At 52.5% G+C, this 16,607-nt stretch carries 18 protein-coding genes; all 18 read right to left on the bottom strand.

The genetic code is table 11. From position 1 onward, the window contains the following. Positions 1-27: 27 nt before the first annotated feature. The 18 genes from hisH to uvrA all read right to left on the bottom strand — a co-directional run bounded on the left by hisH (position 28) and on the right by uvrA (position 16,600). Positions 28-672 (bottom strand): imidazole glycerol phosphate synthase subunit HisH, encoded by a 645-nt coding sequence (gene hisH / locus BLU03_RS08930; RefSeq protein WP_008587101.1) that lies wholly within the window; start codon positions 670-672, stop codon positions 28-30. Further along, positions 669-1,259, bottom strand: a complete 591-nt coding sequence (gene hisB, locus BLU03_RS08925; protein WP_076570895.1) for an imidazoleglycerol-phosphate dehydratase HisB — start codon at positions 1,257-1,259, stop codon at positions 669-671. Before hisB ends, hisH begins: the two co-directional genes overlap by 4 nt. Beyond that, on the bottom strand, positions 1,252-2,529 hold the full coding sequence (gene hisD, locus BLU03_RS08920; RefSeq protein WP_008587097.1) for a histidinol dehydrogenase: 1,278 nt from the start codon (positions 2,527-2,529) through the stop codon (positions 1,252-1,254). Before hisD ends, hisB begins: the two co-directional genes overlap by 8 nt. Beyond that, positions 2,526-3,161, bottom strand: coding sequence for an ATP phosphoribosyltransferase (gene hisG / locus BLU03_RS08915; protein ID WP_008587095.1), 636 nt, complete (start codon positions 3,159-3,161; stop codon positions 2,526-2,528). The genes hisD and hisG overlap by 4 nt, the downstream gene beginning before the upstream one ends. After that, the gene (locus BLU03_RS08910; RefSeq protein ID WP_076570893.1) at positions 3,161-4,342 is read right to left on the bottom strand and encodes an ATP phosphoribosyltransferase regulatory subunit; all 1,182 of its coding nucleotides are present in this window, start codon (positions 4,340-4,342) and stop codon (positions 3,161-3,163) included. Before BLU03_RS08910 ends, hisG begins: the two co-directional genes overlap by 1 nt. A 73-nt stretch (positions 4,343-4,415) precedes the next feature. After that, positions 4,416-5,228 (bottom strand): hypothetical protein, encoded by an 813-nt coding sequence (locus BLU03_RS08905; RefSeq protein WP_008587091.1) that lies wholly within the window; start codon positions 5,226-5,228, stop codon positions 4,416-4,418. Between the two features lie 112 nt (positions 5,229-5,340). Next, positions 5,341-7,005 (bottom strand): glycerol-3-phosphate dehydrogenase/oxidase, encoded by a 1,665-nt coding sequence (locus tag BLU03_RS08900; RefSeq protein ID WP_093107286.1) that lies wholly within the window; start codon positions 7,003-7,005, stop codon positions 5,341-5,343. 219 nt (positions 7,006-7,224) lie between these two features. Continuing rightward, on the bottom strand, positions 7,225-7,770 hold the full coding sequence (locus BLU03_RS08895) for a glycerol-3-phosphate responsive antiterminator (RefSeq protein ID WP_008587087.1): 546 nt from the start codon (positions 7,768-7,770) through the stop codon (positions 7,225-7,227). Next, on the bottom strand, positions 7,763-8,257 hold the full coding sequence (locus tag BLU03_RS08890) for an acyltransferase (protein WP_076570887.1): 495 nt from the start codon (positions 8,255-8,257) through the stop codon (positions 7,763-7,765). Before BLU03_RS08890 ends, BLU03_RS08895 begins: the two co-directional genes overlap by 8 nt. 3 nt (positions 8,258-8,260) lie before the next feature. Continuing rightward, positions 8,261-9,211 carry a nucleoside recognition domain-containing protein gene (locus BLU03_RS08885; RefSeq protein ID WP_093107284.1) on the bottom strand — a complete coding sequence of 317 codons (951 nt, stop codon included), beginning with the start codon at positions 9,209-9,211 and terminating at the stop codon, positions 8,261-8,263. 10 nt (positions 9,212-9,221) lie between these two features. After that, positions 9,222-10,058, bottom strand: coding sequence for a prolipoprotein diacylglyceryl transferase (gene lgt / locus BLU03_RS08880; protein WP_008587081.1), 837 nt, complete (start codon positions 10,056-10,058; stop codon positions 9,222-9,224). Between the two features lie 12 nt (positions 10,059-10,070). Next, complete coding sequence (gene hprK / locus BLU03_RS08875) at positions 10,071-11,030, bottom strand: HPr(Ser) kinase/phosphatase (RefSeq protein WP_093107282.1); 960 nt, start codon at positions 11,028-11,030, stop codon at positions 10,071-10,073. A 126-nt stretch (positions 11,031-11,156) separates the two neighbouring features. Beyond that, positions 11,157-11,306: a hypothetical protein gene (locus tag BLU03_RS13695; RefSeq protein WP_159435673.1), complete on the bottom strand. Its 150-nt coding sequence runs from the start codon at positions 11,304-11,306 to the stop codon at positions 11,157-11,159. 40 nt (positions 11,307-11,346) lie between these two features. After that, complete coding sequence (locus BLU03_RS08870) at positions 11,347-11,694, bottom strand: phage holin family protein (RefSeq protein ID WP_093107280.1); 348 nt, start codon at positions 11,692-11,694, stop codon at positions 11,347-11,349. A gap of 19 nt (positions 11,695-11,713) precedes the next feature. Next, positions 11,714-12,703, bottom strand: coding sequence for a DUF4097 family beta strand repeat-containing protein (locus BLU03_RS08865; RefSeq protein ID WP_093107278.1), 990 nt, complete (start codon positions 12,701-12,703; stop codon positions 11,714-11,716). A gap of 28 nt (positions 12,704-12,731) precedes the next feature. Next, the gene (bshB2, locus tag BLU03_RS08860) at positions 12,732-13,370 is read right to left on the bottom strand and encodes a bacillithiol biosynthesis deacetylase BshB2 (protein WP_008587073.1); all 639 of its coding nucleotides are present in this window, start codon (positions 13,368-13,370) and stop codon (positions 12,732-12,734) included. Then, positions 13,363-13,734, bottom strand: coding sequence for a YojF family protein (locus BLU03_RS08855; protein ID WP_076570880.1), 372 nt, complete (start codon positions 13,732-13,734; stop codon positions 13,363-13,365). The genes bshB2 and BLU03_RS08855 overlap by 8 nt, the downstream gene beginning before the upstream one ends. Before the next feature lie 4 nt (positions 13,735-13,738). Beyond that, complete coding sequence (gene uvrA, locus BLU03_RS08850; RefSeq protein ID WP_093107276.1) at positions 13,739-16,600, bottom strand: excinuclease ABC subunit UvrA; 2,862 nt, start codon at positions 16,598-16,600, stop codon at positions 13,739-13,741. Positions 16,601-16,607: the final 7 nt, after the last annotated feature.

Raw genomic sequence — 16,607 nt, 5'->3', positions numbered from 1 at the left:
CACCTGCTCTCCCTGTATAATTACTGCTTACCTGCGGGTGACGTGCCGGTTCTCCACTTTGCTGCAGAAGTTATCAAGCAGCTGAATTCCGGCCCTGCCGCTTTTCTCCGGATGAAACTGACTGGCCACGACATTCCCGCGCCCGATGATGGCCGGGACCTCCCGGTGGTAATCGGCGGTTGCCAGCAGAACGTCTTCGTCCTCCGTCTCCACTACGTAGGAGTGAACGAAATAGACGTATTCCTCCCCGACGTTTTCAAGTACAAAGTGGCCGGGATGATGAAGTGTCAGCCGGTTCCACCCCATATGAGGAACCTTATACTTCATCCCTGCATCCGTTACACCCCGGAAACGCTTGATCGTTCCTTCGAAAACTCCCAGTCCTTCCGTAAAGCCGCCTTCTTCACTGCTTTCGAACAGCAGCTGCATACCGAGACAGATCCCGTAAAACGGTACGCCCCGATCGATCTTTTCTAAGATGAACTGGCGGAAGCCGTGCTCTCCGAGAGCTTTCATCGCATCCGGAAAAGCACCGACACCCGGCAGTATAAGACCGTCGGCATGCTCCAGCTGCTCCGGCCTGTCTCCTATGCTGTACTCCACATCCAGGCGTTCCAATGCTTTTGATACGCTGAAAAGATTTCCCATTCCGTAATCGATGATTCCGATCATGACAGACTTCCTTTCGTACTCGGCACTCCTTTGACCCGTGGGTCGACCCGGGTCGCTTCGTCGAGGGCCCGGCCGAGCGCCTTGAACATAGCCTCGACGATGTGGTGGGAATTATGACCGTGGTGGACGATGATGTGTAAGTTCATTCTCGCTTCCAGAGCCAGTTTCCAGAAAAATTCGTGAACATTTTCCGTATCGAACGTCCCGATTTTCTGAGAAGGGATGTCCGCATGCCACTCGAGATGAGGCCGGTCCGACATATCGACGGCTACCGTGACGAGTGCTTCGTCCATCGGAAGCATCATCGATCCGTACCGCTTCATACCGTACTTATCACCGATAGCCTGATGCAGTGCCTGGCCGAGGCAGATGCCTATATCTTCCGTAAGGTGATGATCATCCACTTCCACATCCCCCTTACCGGTGAGTGTCATATTGAACAGTCCGTGTTTCGTGAACAGCTCCAGCATATGGGAAAGAAAAGGTACCTGCACGTTCAGGTCCGCTTCGCCCTCTCCGTCCACCTCAAGCTTCAGGTCGATCTCCGTCTCTCTCGTCTTTCTCGTTACGCTCCCCGATCTAGTCATCAAACCGCTCCTTTCTTTTCTCCACCGCCCGGGCGTGCCCTTCGAGATCCTCGAGCCGGGCAAAACTTGCAATTTTATCGACATTCCTGTGCCACGCAGCTGCGCTGTAGGAGATGACACTCGATTTCTTCATGAAGTCATGTACGTTCAAGGGACTTGAGAACCGGGCCGTGCCGCTCGTCGGCAGGACATGGTTGGGGCCTGCAAAATAGTCGCCGACAGGTTCCGAACTGTACGGACCGAGGAAAATAGCCCCGGCATGCCTGATGGCGCCGAGCTGTTCGTAAGGGTTCTCCGTCATCACTTCCAGATGCTCGGGAGCGAACTCATTCACCGTGTCCACGGCCTCTGTCATCGTGTCCACGACGACTGTGCCGCCAAAAAAGTTGATGCTCGCTTCTGCGATATTCTTTCTCGGGAGCTGTTTCAGCTGCTCTTTCACTTCTCTGTCCAGGTCATCCGCCAGCTGACGCGACGTAGTGATGCATACCGCAGAAGATCTTTCATCATGCTCCGCCTGCGACAGCAGATCCGCCGCGACTTCTCCTGCACGGGCCGTGTGATCACAGAGCACGGCTATTTCGCTCGGTCCGGCGATCATATCGATGTCCACATCTCCGAACACCTGCTTTTTGGCAAGGGCGACGAACATATTACCTGGTCCGGTTATTTTATCCACGGCAGGGATGGTTTCTGTACCATAGGCAAGAGCGGCAATCGCCTGTGCTCCCCCTATTTTGTATATTTCTGTTACCCCGAGAATCTGGGCCGTCGCAAGTACTCCGATCGGCACCCGGCCGTTCGTCCCCGGCGGAGTAACCATGGCTATGCGTTCCACGCCGGCTACCTGCGCCGGAATGATGTTCATCATGACCGAAGACGGGTAAGCTGCGGTTCCTCCCGGCACGTAGACACCGGCTTTGTCGATTGGGGTGTATTTCTGACCAAGCATCGAACCGTCTTGGGATGTATCAAACCACGAAGAAGGCAGCTGTTTCTCATGAAAACGGCGAATGTTCCCGGCCGCTTCCTGAATAATGTCCAGGTATTTACCGCTCAACGATTCGTAAGCGTCACTTATCTCCTCGCGCGTCACCCGGAAATCGGATAAGGAAATACCGTCGAATTTCTCCGTGTATTCCTTTACAGCCGCATCCCCCCGTCTGCGTACGCCACTCACGATGTCATTGACTTTCCCCTGGATGTCCGACGTGTCCTCCTGGCGCGACGTCTTCCATTTTTTGATGTCTTCTCTCGTCAGTCTTCTCATGAATTCACTCCTACCTGTTCGCCCATCTTCTCAATCAGCGGGTCGATCCGCTCACTTTTCGTCCGGTAGCTCACCGGATTCACGATAAGACGGGAAGTGATTTCGGTGATTTTTTCATATTCCACGAGCCCATTTTCCTTCAGGGTGCGGCCGGTGGAAACGATGTCGACGATCCGGTCGCTGAGACCGATCAGGGGTGCGAGTTCGATCGATCCGTTCAGAGGGATGATTTCGATCTGCTCCCCCTGCTCCCGGTAATAGTCGGATGCGACTTTCGGATATTTCGTGGCGATTTTCGGCGCAATCCGGCTGAGCGGCTGGTCCGGCAGCCCGGCCACCGCAATGTAGCAGGGACTTATTTTAAGATCAAGCACTTCGTAGACGTCCCGGTCCTGTTCAAGAAGAACGTCTTTGCCGGCGATTCCGATATCGGCCGCTCCGTACTCCACGTAAGTTACGACGTCCATCGGTTTAGCCATCATTACGTTGATATTCTGCTCCGGAAATTCAAGAATCAGTTTCCTTGATTCTTCCGCCCCGGCGCCTATATCATACCCTGCCTGCTGCATCAGCCCGGCTGCCTCTTCGAATATGCGGCCTTTCGGCATAGCGATTGTCAACGGTTTCGTCATCACCTGTCGCCCCCTTCCTTATACATTTCTCTCACTGTTTTGAATTTCAGAGAAAATTTCTCCACATCCGCGACCTGGTCGATATGCTGGATAACCACCTGGTCTCCCTGTTGCCGCAGACGTGCCGCTTCCTGAAGTCCTGCTTTGAATGTAGCATCATCGACAAGCAGGCATAGCGGGCCTTTCTTCGTATCCGATGCCCCGTCCAGCGCTTCGACAAGTCGTTCCACGTGTACGGCGAAACCGGTCGCGGAAGCATTCAGTTCAAACGACGGCAGCAGAGTATCGTATCTTCCGCCGTTGCAGAGAAGAGCGCCGACGTTCGGAGCGTACCCTTCGAACAGAATACCCGTGTAGTAATCCATGTGACTGATCAGATTCAGGTCGAACTGTACGAATGATGCCACGTCATACTCCTGAAGCGTCCGGTAGAGCTGTTTAAGGTCGTTCATCGCCTTCAGACCCGCCTGGCCTTTAGACAGGGCTCTGGCCTCTTCGAACACTCCCTCTCCGCCGCGGAGTCGAAGCAGAGCGTTCAGATTATCTTTCGCTTCCTGCGATACTCCGAGCGACCGGACATATTTTTCGTATCCGACGTAGTTTTTACGATGCAGATAGGAAAGCAGCGCAGCTACCGCGTCCTGATCCCCGGGAAGCAGTTCTTCAAAAAGAGAACGGACGTAACCGATGTGACCGACAGTGATCACGAATTCCTCGAGCCCCGTCTGTTTCAGGGAATCGATTAAAAGAGCAATCACCTCGGCATCCCCGTACGAAGAATGATCGCCGATCAGTTCTGTCCCGACCTGTTCAAACTGAGCGGGTTTGCCCGCTTCCGACTGCTGGGCACGGAATACGGAACCGTCGTAGGCGAGTCTGAGCGGAAACCCTTCTTTTTTCAGTTGGGATGCGGCTACCCGTGCAATCGGCGCCGTCATATCCGGACGCAGTACGAGCGTATGTCCCTGCTGATCCAGAAGCTTGAACAGGTGCGTATCATGAGTCGCGCTCATCTTCCCGACAGTTTCGTGATACTCCACGAGAGGTGTATCCATGAACTGATAACCGTGCGATTCGATGACCTGTGCCATATTTTTTCTGACGTGTTCTTTTTTATTGTGGAAAAAAGGAAGCGTATCGCGCATTCCCAGGGGTTTTTCAAACATGAGTTTCTTCGTCATCGTGCCCGTCCTCCCGTTCATCCTTTAGTATGCTAACATGCTAACAAAATAAAGATATAGCGTCAATCCATAGTTACTGTTCCGTGTGCGACAGGAAAAAAATGAATAAGAGCAGCGTATAAGGAATGTTTTCCGTCGTCTCCCATTCGATCACAGAACCGTTCATCCGCTGCAGTTTATCCGGAGCACCTACAGGTATCGCCCCGTTTTTCAGCGTAAGAAGCGTACGGTCCCGGCTGTCTTTTACGTAATATTTTCCGATATAAGGATCTCCCGAGGTGTAGTAGAGTGTTTCATCTTTCTTCTGATAGGAGAACACCATCTGTTTACTCTCTTTATCTTTCTTTGCTTTCATCAATCCGACGTATGTATCTTCGTGTCCCTTAACGTAAGCTTTCGAACGAAGGGAAAACCCTTTCTTTTCCAGTTCGTACAGGACTTCCCCTTCTTCTTTCACCTGGTACACCCGTGGTAAAGGAAAATTGGCCGATGCCGGGGACAGCAACAGCAGTTCAGCCACCCGGCCCATCGATGTCTTTTTGTCCGTAATGTCCCCCATGGCGTTTCCATCCATATCAAAAAAACGGGCGTCTCTGCCTGCCCCGGTTCCGAGGTACATCGTTCTCGGAACTTCAGGGAATGCTACGGGGTCGCGCGTCATCTTCAGTTCAGCCGCCCCGTCGACTTTTGTGAGATCCTTCCATCCGGCCTGAAAGAAATAAAGACCGACACCGAGAGCGGGAATTCCGTAGATCAACATCAACCCTGTCCCTCCTTTACCGATGAGAAAAAACATGAGTATACCGGCTCCGGCCAGCATGAGAGCGATTCCGCTCAGACACTGATTTCTTCCCTCTTTTTTAATAAGACTTTCCACCGAATCCATTCCCTCATCCCCTTTCTTCTCTCATTATAGAGAAAATTCCGGCAAAAAGCTAAGACTCTTCCGGCATAAAAAAACCTGCAGAAGATACAATATCCCTGCAGGTTCATTCCTGTTATCGTGCATATTCCACCGGCGTCACCGCTTCTATAAGCAGCTGTTCCAGTTCTTCTTTATATTCGTTCGTCTGTTCCTCTGTCCATTCAAGTTCTTTCGCCATGTAGCGGATTACGTTATCTTTGTGCTCGCGCACGAAGTTGATGTTGAAGAATAGGGCGCCGGTACGGCGGATGAAGAAATCCACCGGTTTGTACGTCTGCTCTTCTTTCAGAGCGTAGATAAGCTGAGTGAATACGACCGGATCGATCTCCTCTTCTCCTGCTTTCACTTTGTTCTCTTCATATAGAGCGTAAAGTTTGTCCACGTTGGCACCGTAGAAACTTACAAGTCTCTCCGCTTCTTCTTTTTCAAGGCCGAGTTTCACACCCTCGATCACTTTTTCGTATTGGAATTTCTCGAAACCTTCAGAACCTCCGACTTCCCCGCCGGAAACCGGAATGTGGACAGTATCGGTATCTCCGAAGTAGACACCGTAGTCTTTCGCCAGCTGATCACGGATAAGATCTACGGCATCTTCCGCCATCTTACGGTATCCGGTCAATTTACCGCCGGCCATGGAAATAAGTCCGGAATCGGAAACGAAAATTTCGTCTTTTCTTGAAATCTCGGAAGGGTCTTTCCCTTCTTCATAAATCAGTGGACGAAGACCGGCCCAGCTGGATTCCACATCGTCTTTTGTTACGTTTACGTGAGGGAACATGCTCTTCAGCGCCCGCAGAAGATAATCCCGGTCCTCAACCGTCATCGTCGGATGGGCGATATCCCCTTCGTATACTGTATCGGTCGTTCCGATATAGGCTTTGCCGTCCCGCGGTATAGCGAAAATCATCCGGCCGTCCGGGCTGTCGAAATAAATCGCCTGGTGGAGCGGGAACGTGCTCTGATCGAAAACGAGGTGGATCCCTTTCGTCAGTCTCAGCGATTTCCCTTTCTTCGATCCGTCTTTTTCACGCAGCGTATCGACCCACGGGCCTCCGGCGTTGATGATTTTCTTCGCTTTTACCTGATACGTATCACCGGTGATCGTATCTTCCACGACGGCTCCGGTCACTTTGCCGTTTTCGTAGATGAAATCGGTCACTTTCGCATAGTTCGCAGCCGTAGCTCCGAATTCTTCCGCTTTTTTCATAACGTCCAGCGTCAGACGGGCATCGTCCGTCTTATATTCGACGTAGAAACCTGCACCTTTCAGGTTCTCACCGTTTACAAGCGGTTCTCTCTCCATCGCTTCTTCAGGAGAGAACATGCGGCGGCGCTCCGCCTTTTTCACGCCTGCAAGAAAATCATAGACCATCAGTCCAAGGTTCGTGGAATACGGACCGAAGTTACCTTCTTTGTAAAATGGAAGCATCATCCACTCGGGAGTTGTCACGTGAGGGCCGTTTTCATAAACGATTTCACGTTCTTTCCCTACTTCCGCCACCATTTTCACTTCGAACTGCTTCAGGTAACGCAGTCCCCCGTGGACAAGTTTCGTTGAACGGGAAGATGTACCCGCTGCATAATCCTGCATTTCAACCAGAGCCGTGTTCATACCGCGGCTCGAAGCATCAAGAGCGATACCGGCTCCGGTGATACCTCCTCCGATCACTAATACATCCCACTGTTCTTCTGTAAGTTTACGGAACTGTTCTTTACGTTCATAACTGGAAAAACTCATGTAATTATACCCCTTTCCTTCGCTATCATTGTCTGATACGTGTATTCCCTAATAAACCGGAAGTTATGCAGAGGAGCAGAAAAGGAATTTTTTCTCCCCACAAAAAAAGAGACCACAGACAACTTTACGCCGGGCGTAAAGTTCTGCGGTCTCTCCTGCACTCCGACCATTTATTAACTTACGTTCATTGTAGCAGATGTTTCTCCGAAAAAGCAACCGTTATGCAAAACGCCAGAGTTCAGGCTGGGAGGTTGAGACCGAGACGGCTCCTGCGCTCAGTGCTTCATCCACTTCCCCCGCCGTACGTATAAGTCCCCCTGCAATGATGGGAATCTCAAGCTCCTGCTTTATTTCGGCGATCATCCCCGGGAGGATGCCCGGGAGGAGCTCGATGTAGTCAGGGTCCGTCTTCAGCACCTGTCTTTTATTCTGGACGAGGGCCTGGCTGTCAATCAGAAACAGCCGCTGCACCGACGTAATCCCATACCGTTTCGCCTGCTGGATGACACCGGATCTTGTGGAAATGATTCCGTCCGGGCGGATTTCCCGGCCCAGGTACTCCATTCCGTATTCGTCCGTCTTCAGTCCCTGAACGAGATCGGCATGGATAAATACGGTTTTACCCTTTTTCTTCGCTTCCCGGACCATACTTTTCAACAGCCCGATTCTCGTCTCCAGAAATACCATGTATTCCGTATCCGATTCGAGCAGAGTTTCAAAATCCTTCATGCGGCGTACTGCCGGCAGTACCTGTTGTTCAATCATGAACTTCTCCTTTCCCGAGCGGTCTCAGAGGATTTCCGCCCATGACGCTTCCGGGCGCCACATCTTTATGAACGAGCGACCCGGCGCCGATTACGGCTCCGTCACCGATGGCCACTCCCGGGAGTATCGTACAGTTGGCCCCGATCATGACATCCGAACCGATGACCACTTCCCCGAGCCGGTACTCCTTCGTCAAATACTCATGCGTAAGGATCGTCGTATTATAGCCGACGATTGAGTTTGCGCCGAGAGTTATTTTTTCCGGAAACATCACATCCGGCATAGCCTTCAGTGCAAACGCCGTCCTGTTCCCCACTTCCATCCCGAGAAAACGGCGGTACATCCAGTTTTTCCAGGGGATGAAAGGAGTGTAGCGGGCCATTTGCAGTACGATGAAATTTCGCGCAACTTTCGAAAAAGGCACGGTCTGATAAAGCTGCCACAGCGAATTCGCTCCGGTTACCACATATCTGTCTGTACGGCGCATAGCTTACCCTCCCTGATAGGAATGAGGTGTGGCCTCTTTCTTATCCAGTTTCCAGTTCCACACCAGTCCGACAGCCGCCGTAAGTATGATGGCTGTCGCCAGACGTATAGCCAGCAGCGGCCATACGGGAATGCCGAGCGGAATGAATACAAGGGTATCTTCCACTACGGCGTGACAGGAGACGAGAAAGATCATTGTGAGGTACATGTCTTTTTTGGAAACTCCGTCTTCTTTCACCGCCTGGATCATTACGCCCGCTCCATACGCAAGACCGATCGTAAGTCCTGCCGTAACCGTTGTGGACGTGTTCGGTTTCATACCGAGCACTTTCATGAATGGGGCCATCCAGGAGGAGAACGTGCCGATCCAGCCGAGTTCGCGCAAGTACTGCATCACGATCATCAGCGGCAGAACGATCAGCGCCAGCTGAACGATCCCCATTACTGCAGTCGTCACTCCGTGCCAGGCGATCTCAAGAGCCCCGGACGGGTCCGTCCCTCCGGAAGTTGCGAATCCGTAAGAAGCCAGTTGCGCTCCCCCCTGCCAGAAAACGTTTATAATCCAGGCGGAGAACAGAGCAAGCCCGACCCGCAGGCCGACTACGAACCACCAGCTCACTCCCACTTTTTTGGCGACGGCCGACTCCAGAATCAGATTATGCGAAAACGACAGCATAATCGCCATGATGAATACTTCTTTCACCGTAAATTCGAAAGAAATGATCGCTGCTATCCCCGCGTATAAATTCAGGAAATTACCGATGACAAGCGGCACGGCAGCTTCCGCCGAAAGCCCGATCGCGCTGAGGAGCGGTGCTATTTTATCCATGAGCCACGGGAACACGGGCGTATACTGCACAATAGTCATGAGGAGGGTAATCGGGAAGATGATCTTCCCGAGGGCCCACGTCAGAACGAGGCCCTGTTTCAGCCCCCTTTTAAAAATTTCCTGCATCATTATCGCCTCACTGTCTCACTTTTTTTCCGTTATAATGCCGGTCCGCCTGTTTCGTTCTGCGTCTGTACCAGATCAACAGTACCGCACCGACGATCAGGACGATGGAGATGACCTGGGCCGTGCGCAGCTGGCCGACGATATACAGACTGTCCGTCCGCATCGCTTCAATGAAGAAGCGGCCGAACGAATACCAGATGACGTAACTTAAGAATACTTCTCCGCGGCGGGGGTTCACTTTCCTTGCGAGAAGGAGAAGCAGTACGAAACCCGTAATATTCCATAAGGATTCATACAAAAATGTCGGGTGGTACAATGTGCCGTCGATGCACATCTGCTGGTTGATGAAACCGGGAAGATATTGCATCACGTTCTGATAAAAACTTTCGGAAACCGGGCCGCCGTGCGCTTCCTGGTTCATGAAGTTCCCCCACCGGCCGATGGCCTGACCGAGTATCAGACTCGGTGCGGCGATATCCGCCATCATCCAGAACGATAATTTACGCACTTTCGTATACACGATGGCCGTCAGCACCGATCCGATCAGCGCTCCGTGAATGGCGATGCCGCCTTCCCAGACAGCAAAGACTTTCCAGAACGGCTGGCCGGCATATCGGTCCCACTCAAAAATAACGTAATAAATACGGGCGGAGAGAATCGCAATCGGAATCGCATAAATCAAAAGATCCACCATGTAATCTTTTTTCAGACCGAGCCGTTCCGATTCATAAGTCGCAAGCCACAGTCCAAGCAGGGCCCCGGTCGCTATAATCAGCCCGTACCAGTAAATGTTGAGAACTCCCAGCTCCAGAAATATGGGGTCGAGAGGGTCTGTCGTACACGTCATACTTCTTCCTCCTTAATCTTCGGAACGGTCTTCGGGGGAAGGCGGCTGATCTTCCCCGGTTTCTATAACGTTTGTAAGCCGCTCGGAAAATTCCTCCGCAGCGTTGATTCCCATGCGCTTCAGCCGGAGGTTCATGGCGGCCACTTCGATGATGACGGCCAGATTACGTCCCGGGCGGACAGGAATCGTCGACTTCGGAAGTTCAACATCCATGATGCGCATCGTTTCCTCATCGAGTCCGACGCGGTCATACTGTTTCTCTTCATTCCACAGTTCCAGGTTGATGACCATCGTAATACGCTTGTGACTCCGTACCGAACCCGCCCCGAACAGAGTCATCACGTTGATGATTCCAAGGCCGCGTATTTCAAGCAGATGTTCGATGAGAGGCGGACTGTTCCCGATCAGCGTATCGTAATCTTCCTGTCTGATCTCCACGCTGTCGTCCGCTACAAGCCGGTGGCCGCGCTTGACGAGTTCAAGAGCGGTTTCACTCTTCCCGACTCCGCTGTTCCCTGTAATCAGCACGCCGATTCCGTACAGATCGACGAGCACGCCGTGGATAGCCGTAAACGGAGCGAACTTCGTCTCCAGAAAATTCGTCAGCCTGCTTATGACCCGCGTCGTTTTGTAAGGAGAGCTCATCAAGGGCACTCCGCCTGCTTCGGCAGCATCCACGAGTTCCTGCGGGACGTCGAGTCCGCGCGTAACGACGATGCCCGGTGTTACATCGGTACAAAGATTATCCATCCGTTCCCGCAGCTGTTCCTGCGTGAGCTCGTTCAAATAGGAAACTTCCGTTTTTCCGAGTACCTGCAGACGTTCTTTCGGATAAAATTTAAAATATCCTGTCATCTCCACGCCAGGTCTTGAAATATCGCTCGTATGTATTTCCCTGTGTACTCCCGAGTCCCCGGTCAGTAACTCTAATTCAAATCTGTCCAGCAGCTCCTGGGTTATTACTTTCGCCACGCTATCGCCCCCTAAATCAATTATCGCTGCTTTTCATTGTAGCATGACTGGGCAGAAAAGCGGAAGATGATGTTCATCGGCCGGTTTGTACTTTTCGTGAACGGGTCCGCCTCCTTTTCGTTACCTTCACCGCTCTGTATTCCGGTTGAATGTAACCTTTCCGGCGTTATCGTTCCCTTCGGCCGTGCATTTTCCTGCTGAAGGGCACGATTTCCGCTTTTTCGTTACCTTCAGACACGGACTGTCAGCCTGAACGTCACGAAACTCTCTCCGCACTAAAAAAACCTCCTCCGCTGCGCGCGGAGAAGGCTTATCATTACAGATCCTGTATCAATTTATTAAGCACCAGGTTCACAATGGAGATAAGGACGGCTGCCAGAATGGCGACGCCGAAACTTCCGATCTCGAACAGTCCTCCGAGAAGGGCGTCTGTGAGCATGAGCGTAATAGCGTTGATGACGAACAGGAAGACACCGAGAGAAAGCACGGTAATCGGCAGCGTCAGCACGACGAGTATCGGCCGGATGATGGCGTTCAGAATCGAAAGGATAAGAGCCGCGAACAGGGCTCCCGTAAATCCATCGACCTGAATCGAATCAAACAGCACACTCACAACGAGCAGAGCGACTGCGTTAACGATTACGTGCAGCAGCGCATTCTTCATCATCTGTCCCCCTCTCTTTCTAGTATACGGTTACGGAGCCGGACTTGGCGTCGGCGTCCACGTAGTACACCGTTTCATAATCTTCCCTGGCCGTGAATTTAAGTTCTTTCGTCAGCCAGTCGTTCTTATCGGAAAGCAGTTTGTAGTTGTCCAGTTTGCAGCTCAGTTTCCCGAAAGCCGAAGCAAGATTTCCTTCGATACGTTTCTCTTCCGGAAGCTGAACGTTGATGGAGCCGGTGGACGTTTTGAAAAATCCGCGTTCGGCACGGTGGTCCTGCCCGGATACATTGATTCCTCCCGAGACCGTCGACAGATCGAGTTTGACGAAAGAACCGCTCGCGGCTACTTTGCCGTTGATTGTTCTGGCATCACACCGGGAGAAGGAACAGTTCTGAAAGTCAACGCTTCCGTTGCCTGTCTCCACGTTGGCTTTCTCTCCGTGGACTTCCGACAGCGTAACAGCTCCGTTGGTCGTTTTCGTCTCCACCTGTTCCGCACGCAGAGCCGAAAGATCGACCCGGCCATTGAATACCTTCGTCTTCACGAAAGCGTAAGCACGGTCCGGGACATACAACGTCGCGGATACTTTGATCTTGTTCGAAGGGCTCGACAGTCTGAGCAGATCGGCGGACGTGTCCAGACGCACTTCCTCCCGGAAACGCTGCTTCGCCTCTTCTTCGGAAGAACTCTGATACATCTTCACTTCATATTCCGCTTTCACTGTATCTTTTTCGTGCGTGAGGATCCGGACGGAACCGTTGTTGATATGAATGTCCATATCCTCAAACGAGGTGGCGTCCACTTCCGTCACTTCCCCGAAATCGATCGTATTGCCGAAGCTTAAATCGAAATCGCCCTTTTTGACACGGTCCACGGCATCGCCGAGAAAACTTTTCCACGTGTAGGTTTTATCAGGCTCGTTCACGGATTCCAGAAGTCTGGCTCCTTCCTCCGCACTGATGTCTCCCTGTTCGATCATCTTAAGTATTTTCATCCGTTCTTCTGACATCTCTACTCCTCCTTTTCGGCACCAGGTATCACCGGAGCTGATCTCCCGTGTAAAAACGTTCTGTTTTCATCCGTTCGAGCTGGTCTTCCCTGTTCAACAGATCGACCATACCGTCCGCCTGGGAAAGGTGCGTACGGATCGCTTTCCATTTCGTGTCCCAGTAGTTGCTGATGTCCCGGGCGATAGCCGGTTCCCCGAGGTCTTTCTCCGAATCGTTCGAGATGGCGTGCAGCCAGAGCTCCGGCGGCTCTTCCATTTCTTTCACCGCTTCCACCGCCGCCCGTCCGAGAGCATCGTGATCCGGATGGACCGCATATCCCGGATAATGGGTCAGAACGAGGTCCGGCTTCTCTTCTTCAAGTTTCGTCCGGAGGTGTGTCACCATTTCTTCCAGCGGTTCAAATTCGATCGTTTTATCTCTGTAGCCGAGGTGGACGACGTCAATGCCAAGCACCGATACCGCTTCCTCGAGCTCCCTCTTCCTGTGGATGGACAACGTTTCACGATTGGCGAACACCGGGTTCCCCATGTTACGTCCCATCTCCCCGAGCGTTCCGCACCAGTAAGTGACGTGCGCCCCTTCTTCCACAAGAGAGGCTATCGTCCCGCCGGCACCGAACGTTTCATCATCGGGGTGAGGAAAAATGACGATGACCCGTTTACTCATGATAATCGGCCTCGTGGGCAAACGGCGTTTCGCTGATTTCAAGGGCTACCATGAGTCGCCCCTGTTCGTCATGTCCGGCCATCAGCAGACGGTTCTGTTCATCTACCTCGTAATCCGTGAGTCCTTCGGCATATACCCAGCCGAGTTCAAGCTTCAGACCGACGCGGTAGCCGCCGCCGGTGCTGATTATTTTTCCGTGTTCATACGTAACGTTCGCATTGCGGATGAATGCACCGACGTTGTGTGCCTGGGCATTGAAGTGACTCGCATACGCCCCGTTCGTCGTTTCCAGATGTACATACACCGGCGTACCGGCGAATTTGTCAATTTCTTTCTGTGCTTCTTCTTTTACAATCGGTTCCATGTCGTCAGCCTCCCTCTTGCATACGTTCTTCCATGCGTTTACGATCTCTTTCAAGGATCGGTTTCAAAAACTTACCCGTGTAGGATGCGGATTCTTCCGCCACCGCTTCCGGCGTACCGGTGGCGATGATTTTCCCGCCTCCGTCTCCGCCTTCCGGGCCAAGATCGATGATGTGATCCGCTTCCTTGATCACATCGAGATTATGCTCGATGATCACTACCGAATCACCATTGTCTACGAGCCGCTGGATCACCTGCAGAAGTCTTGAAATGTCATCGACGTGCAGACCGGTCGTCGGCTCGTCCAGAATGTAGAACGACTTCCCGGTGGAACGGCGGTGCAGTTCACTCGCCAGCTTCACGCGCTGGGCTTCCCCACCGGAGAGAGTAGTTGCGGGCTGCCCGAGCCTTACGTACCCGAGTCCCACGTCTTCCACTGTCTGCAGTTTCCGCTTGATTTTCGGAAGATTGGAGAAGAAGTCGAGCGCTTCACTGATCGTCATCTCCAACACATCCGCTATATTTTTACCCTTGTATTTCACTTCCAGTGTCTCTCTATTATAACGTTTTCCGTCGCACACTTCACACGGGACGTATACGTCCGGAAGGAAATGCATTTCGATTTTGATGATACCATCTCCGCGACAGGCTTCACAGCGGCCACCTTTTACGTTGAAACTGAACCTTCCTTTTTTATAGCCGCGGATTTTCGCTTCGTTCGTATCTGCGAAAATATCACGGATATTATCGAAGACTCCCGTATAAGTCGCAGGGTTGGATCTCGGCGTCCGGCCGATCGGCGCCTGATTGATCTCGATCACTTTCTCCAGCTGATCGATTCCTTCTATCGCTCCGTGCGCCCCGGGCTTCTGTTTTCCGTTATGAAGCTTCATGGACAGCGACTTGTACAGTATTTCATTGATGAGCGTACTTTTTCCGGAACCGGATACGCCCGTCACTGCGGTGAAAACCCCGAGCGGCACTTCGGCGTCCACTTTTTTCAGGTTGTTTTCCTCCGCCTCTTTCACTTTGAGGGTCCGGCCGTCCGGTTTTCTCCGTTTCAGCGGGAGAGGGATGAACCGATTCCCGGCAAGGTACTGCCCGGTCAGCGACTTCTTGCTCTTCATCACCTGTTTCGGAGTACCCATGGCGACAATCTGGCCGCCGTTCTCTCCGGCTCCGGGCCCGATGTCGACGATGTAGTCTGCTTCGAGCATCGTGTCTTCGTCGTGCTCGACCACTATGAGCGTGTTATCGAGGTCACGCATACGCTTCAGCGTCTGGATCAGACGGTTGTTGTCCCGCTGATGCAGACCGATGGACGGTTCATCGAGAACGTACAGTACGCCCGTCAGTGCCGATCCAATCTGGGTGGCAAGTCGTATCCGCTGAGCTTCTCCGCCCGAAAGCGTACCGGCAGAGCGGGACAGTGTCAGGTAATCGAGACCTACGTTTGCAAGGAAGCTCAACCGTTCACTGATCTCTTTCAAAATCATGGTGGCAATCGTTCTTTCTTTCTCGGTGAGCGGCACATCCGCAAAGAAACTGTTCGCTTCCGTTACGGAGAAATCCGTCACCTGACCGATATGTTTGCCGTTCACTTTAACGGAAAGAGCTTCCCTGCCGAGACGGTATCCGTTACATTTCGGGCACGGTTTCTGCGCCATATACTCTTCCATCTGTTCACGGATGAAGTCGGATGAAGTCTCCCGGTAACGGCGCGAAACGTTCGGAATGACGCCTTCATAGTATATATCGTTATCCCGCACTTTTCCGAAGTCGTTCTCGTAGCGGAAGTGTACCGTCTCTTCCCCGCTTCCGTAAAGAAGACGCTCCAGCTGCTGTTTCGGAATATCTTTCACCGGTATATCCATATCGATTCCGTAGTGGGCGCATACGCTTTTCAGCAGCTGCGGATAGTACTGGGAGCTCGTCGGCTGCCAGGCGGCAATCGCACCCTCATTCAGGGAAAGGTCCCAGTTCGGGATGACGAGATCTATATCCACTTCAAGCTGCACGCCGAGCCCGTCACATCGGTCACAGGCCCCAAACGGACTGTTGAAGGAAAATTTCCGCGGTTCCAGTTCACTTACGGAGAATCCGCAGATTGGACAGGCATGGTGCTCACTGAAACTCACTTCTTCCTGACCGACTACGTCGACGGTGACGTGTCCGCCCCCGAGTTCAAGTGCCGTTTCCAGGGAGTCGGCGATCCGTCCTTCCGCTCCTTCTTTTACGACTACACGGTCTACTACAACATCGATGGAATGTTTTTTGTTCTTTTCAAGTTCGATATCTTCGGAGACCTCTCTCATTTCCCCGTCGATCCGGAGACGTACGTAACCTTCCTTACGCAGTCGCTCGAGCGTCTTCTTATGCTCTCCCTTGCGTCCCGATACAATCGGCGCGAGCAGTTGCATCTTCGTCCGCTCCTCGTAGGAGGTGAGCTGATCGACCATCTGCTGGATCGTCTGGGAATCGATCTCTATGCCGTGGTTCGGACACACCGGTCGGCCGATACGGGCGTAAAGCAGGCGGAGATAGTCATAAATCTCCGTCACTGTTCCGACCGTGGACCGCGGGTTTTTACTCGTCGTTTTCTGGTCGATGGAAATCGCCGGGGACAGTCCTTCGATCGAGTCCACATCCGGCTTGTCCATCTGACCGAGAAACTGTCTCGCATAAGCGCTCAACGATTCCACGTAGCGCCGCTGCCCTTCCGCATAGATCGTTTCGAACGCGAGAGACGATTTACCGGAGCCGGACAGTCCCGTCATCACTACCATTTTGTTCTTCGGAATGTCGATATCCACGCCTTTTAAGTTGTGGGCTCTTGCTCCTTTGATGCTTATATATTTGCTTGGCATGTACAAG

It is taken from the genome of Salimicrobium album (assembly GCF_900107115.1).
Taxonomy (GTDB): Bacteria; Bacillota; Bacilli; order Bacillales; family Halobacillaceae; genus Salimicrobium; species Salimicrobium album.
Note: the sequence above shows the minus strand (reverse complement) of the source record. Positions and strands in the feature narration are given on the sequence as shown.

Bases quoted from the DNA above. Each gene is read 5' to 3' on its own strand.
- hisH (WP_008587101.1), bottom strand. From the start codon at position 672: ATGATCGGAATCATCGATTACGGAATGGGAAATCTTTTCAGCGTATCA.
- hisB (WP_076570895.1), bottom strand. From the start codon at position 1,259: ATGACTAGATCGGGGAGCGTAACGAGAAAGACGAGAGAGACGGAGATC.
- hisD (WP_008587097.1), bottom strand. From the start codon at position 2,529: ATGAGAAGACTGACGAGAGAAGACATCAAAAAATGGAAGACGTCGCGC.
- hisG (WP_008587095.1), bottom strand. From the start codon at position 3,161: ATGACGAAACCGTTGACAATCGCTATGCCGAAAGGCCGCATATTCGAA.
- BLU03_RS08910 (WP_076570893.1), bottom strand. From the start codon at position 4,342: ATGACGAAGAAACTCATGTTTGAAAAACCCCTGGGAATGCGCGATACG.
- BLU03_RS08905 (WP_008587091.1), bottom strand. From the start codon at position 5,228: ATGGATTCGGTGGAAAGTCTTATTAAAAAAGAGGGAAGAAATCAGTGT.
- BLU03_RS08900 (WP_093107286.1), bottom strand. From the start codon at position 7,005: ATGAGTTTTTCCAGTTATGAACGTAAAGAACAGTTCCGTAAACTTACA.
- BLU03_RS08895 (WP_008587087.1), bottom strand. From the start codon at position 7,770: ATGATTGAACAACAGGTACTGCCGGCAGTACGCCGCATGAAGGATTTT.
- BLU03_RS08890 (WP_076570887.1), bottom strand. From the start codon at position 8,257: ATGCGCCGTACAGACAGATATGTGGTAACCGGAGCGAATTCGCTGTGG.
- BLU03_RS08885 (WP_093107284.1), bottom strand. From the start codon at position 9,211: ATGCAGGAAATTTTTAAAAGGGGGCTGAAACAGGGCCTCGTTCTGACG.
- lgt (WP_008587081.1), bottom strand. From the start codon at position 10,058: ATGACGTGTACGACAGACCCTCTCGACCCCATATTTCTGGAGCTGGGA.
- BLU03_RS08870 (WP_093107280.1), bottom strand. From the start codon at position 11,694: ATGAAGAATGCGCTGCTGCACGTAATCGTTAACGCAGTCGCTCTGCTC.
- BLU03_RS08865 (WP_093107278.1), bottom strand. From the start codon at position 12,703: ATGTCAGAAGAACGGATGAAAATACTTAAGATGATCGAACAGGGAGAC.
- bshB2 (WP_008587073.1), bottom strand. From the start codon at position 13,370: ATGAGTAAACGGGTCATCGTCATTTTTCCTCACCCCGATGATGAAACG.
- BLU03_RS08855 (WP_076570880.1), bottom strand. From the start codon at position 13,734: ATGGAACCGATTGTAAAAGAAGAAGCACAGAAAGAAATTGACAAATTC.
- uvrA (WP_093107276.1), bottom strand. From the start codon at position 16,600: ATGCCAAGCAAATATATAAGCATCAAAGGAGCAAGAGCCCACAACTTA.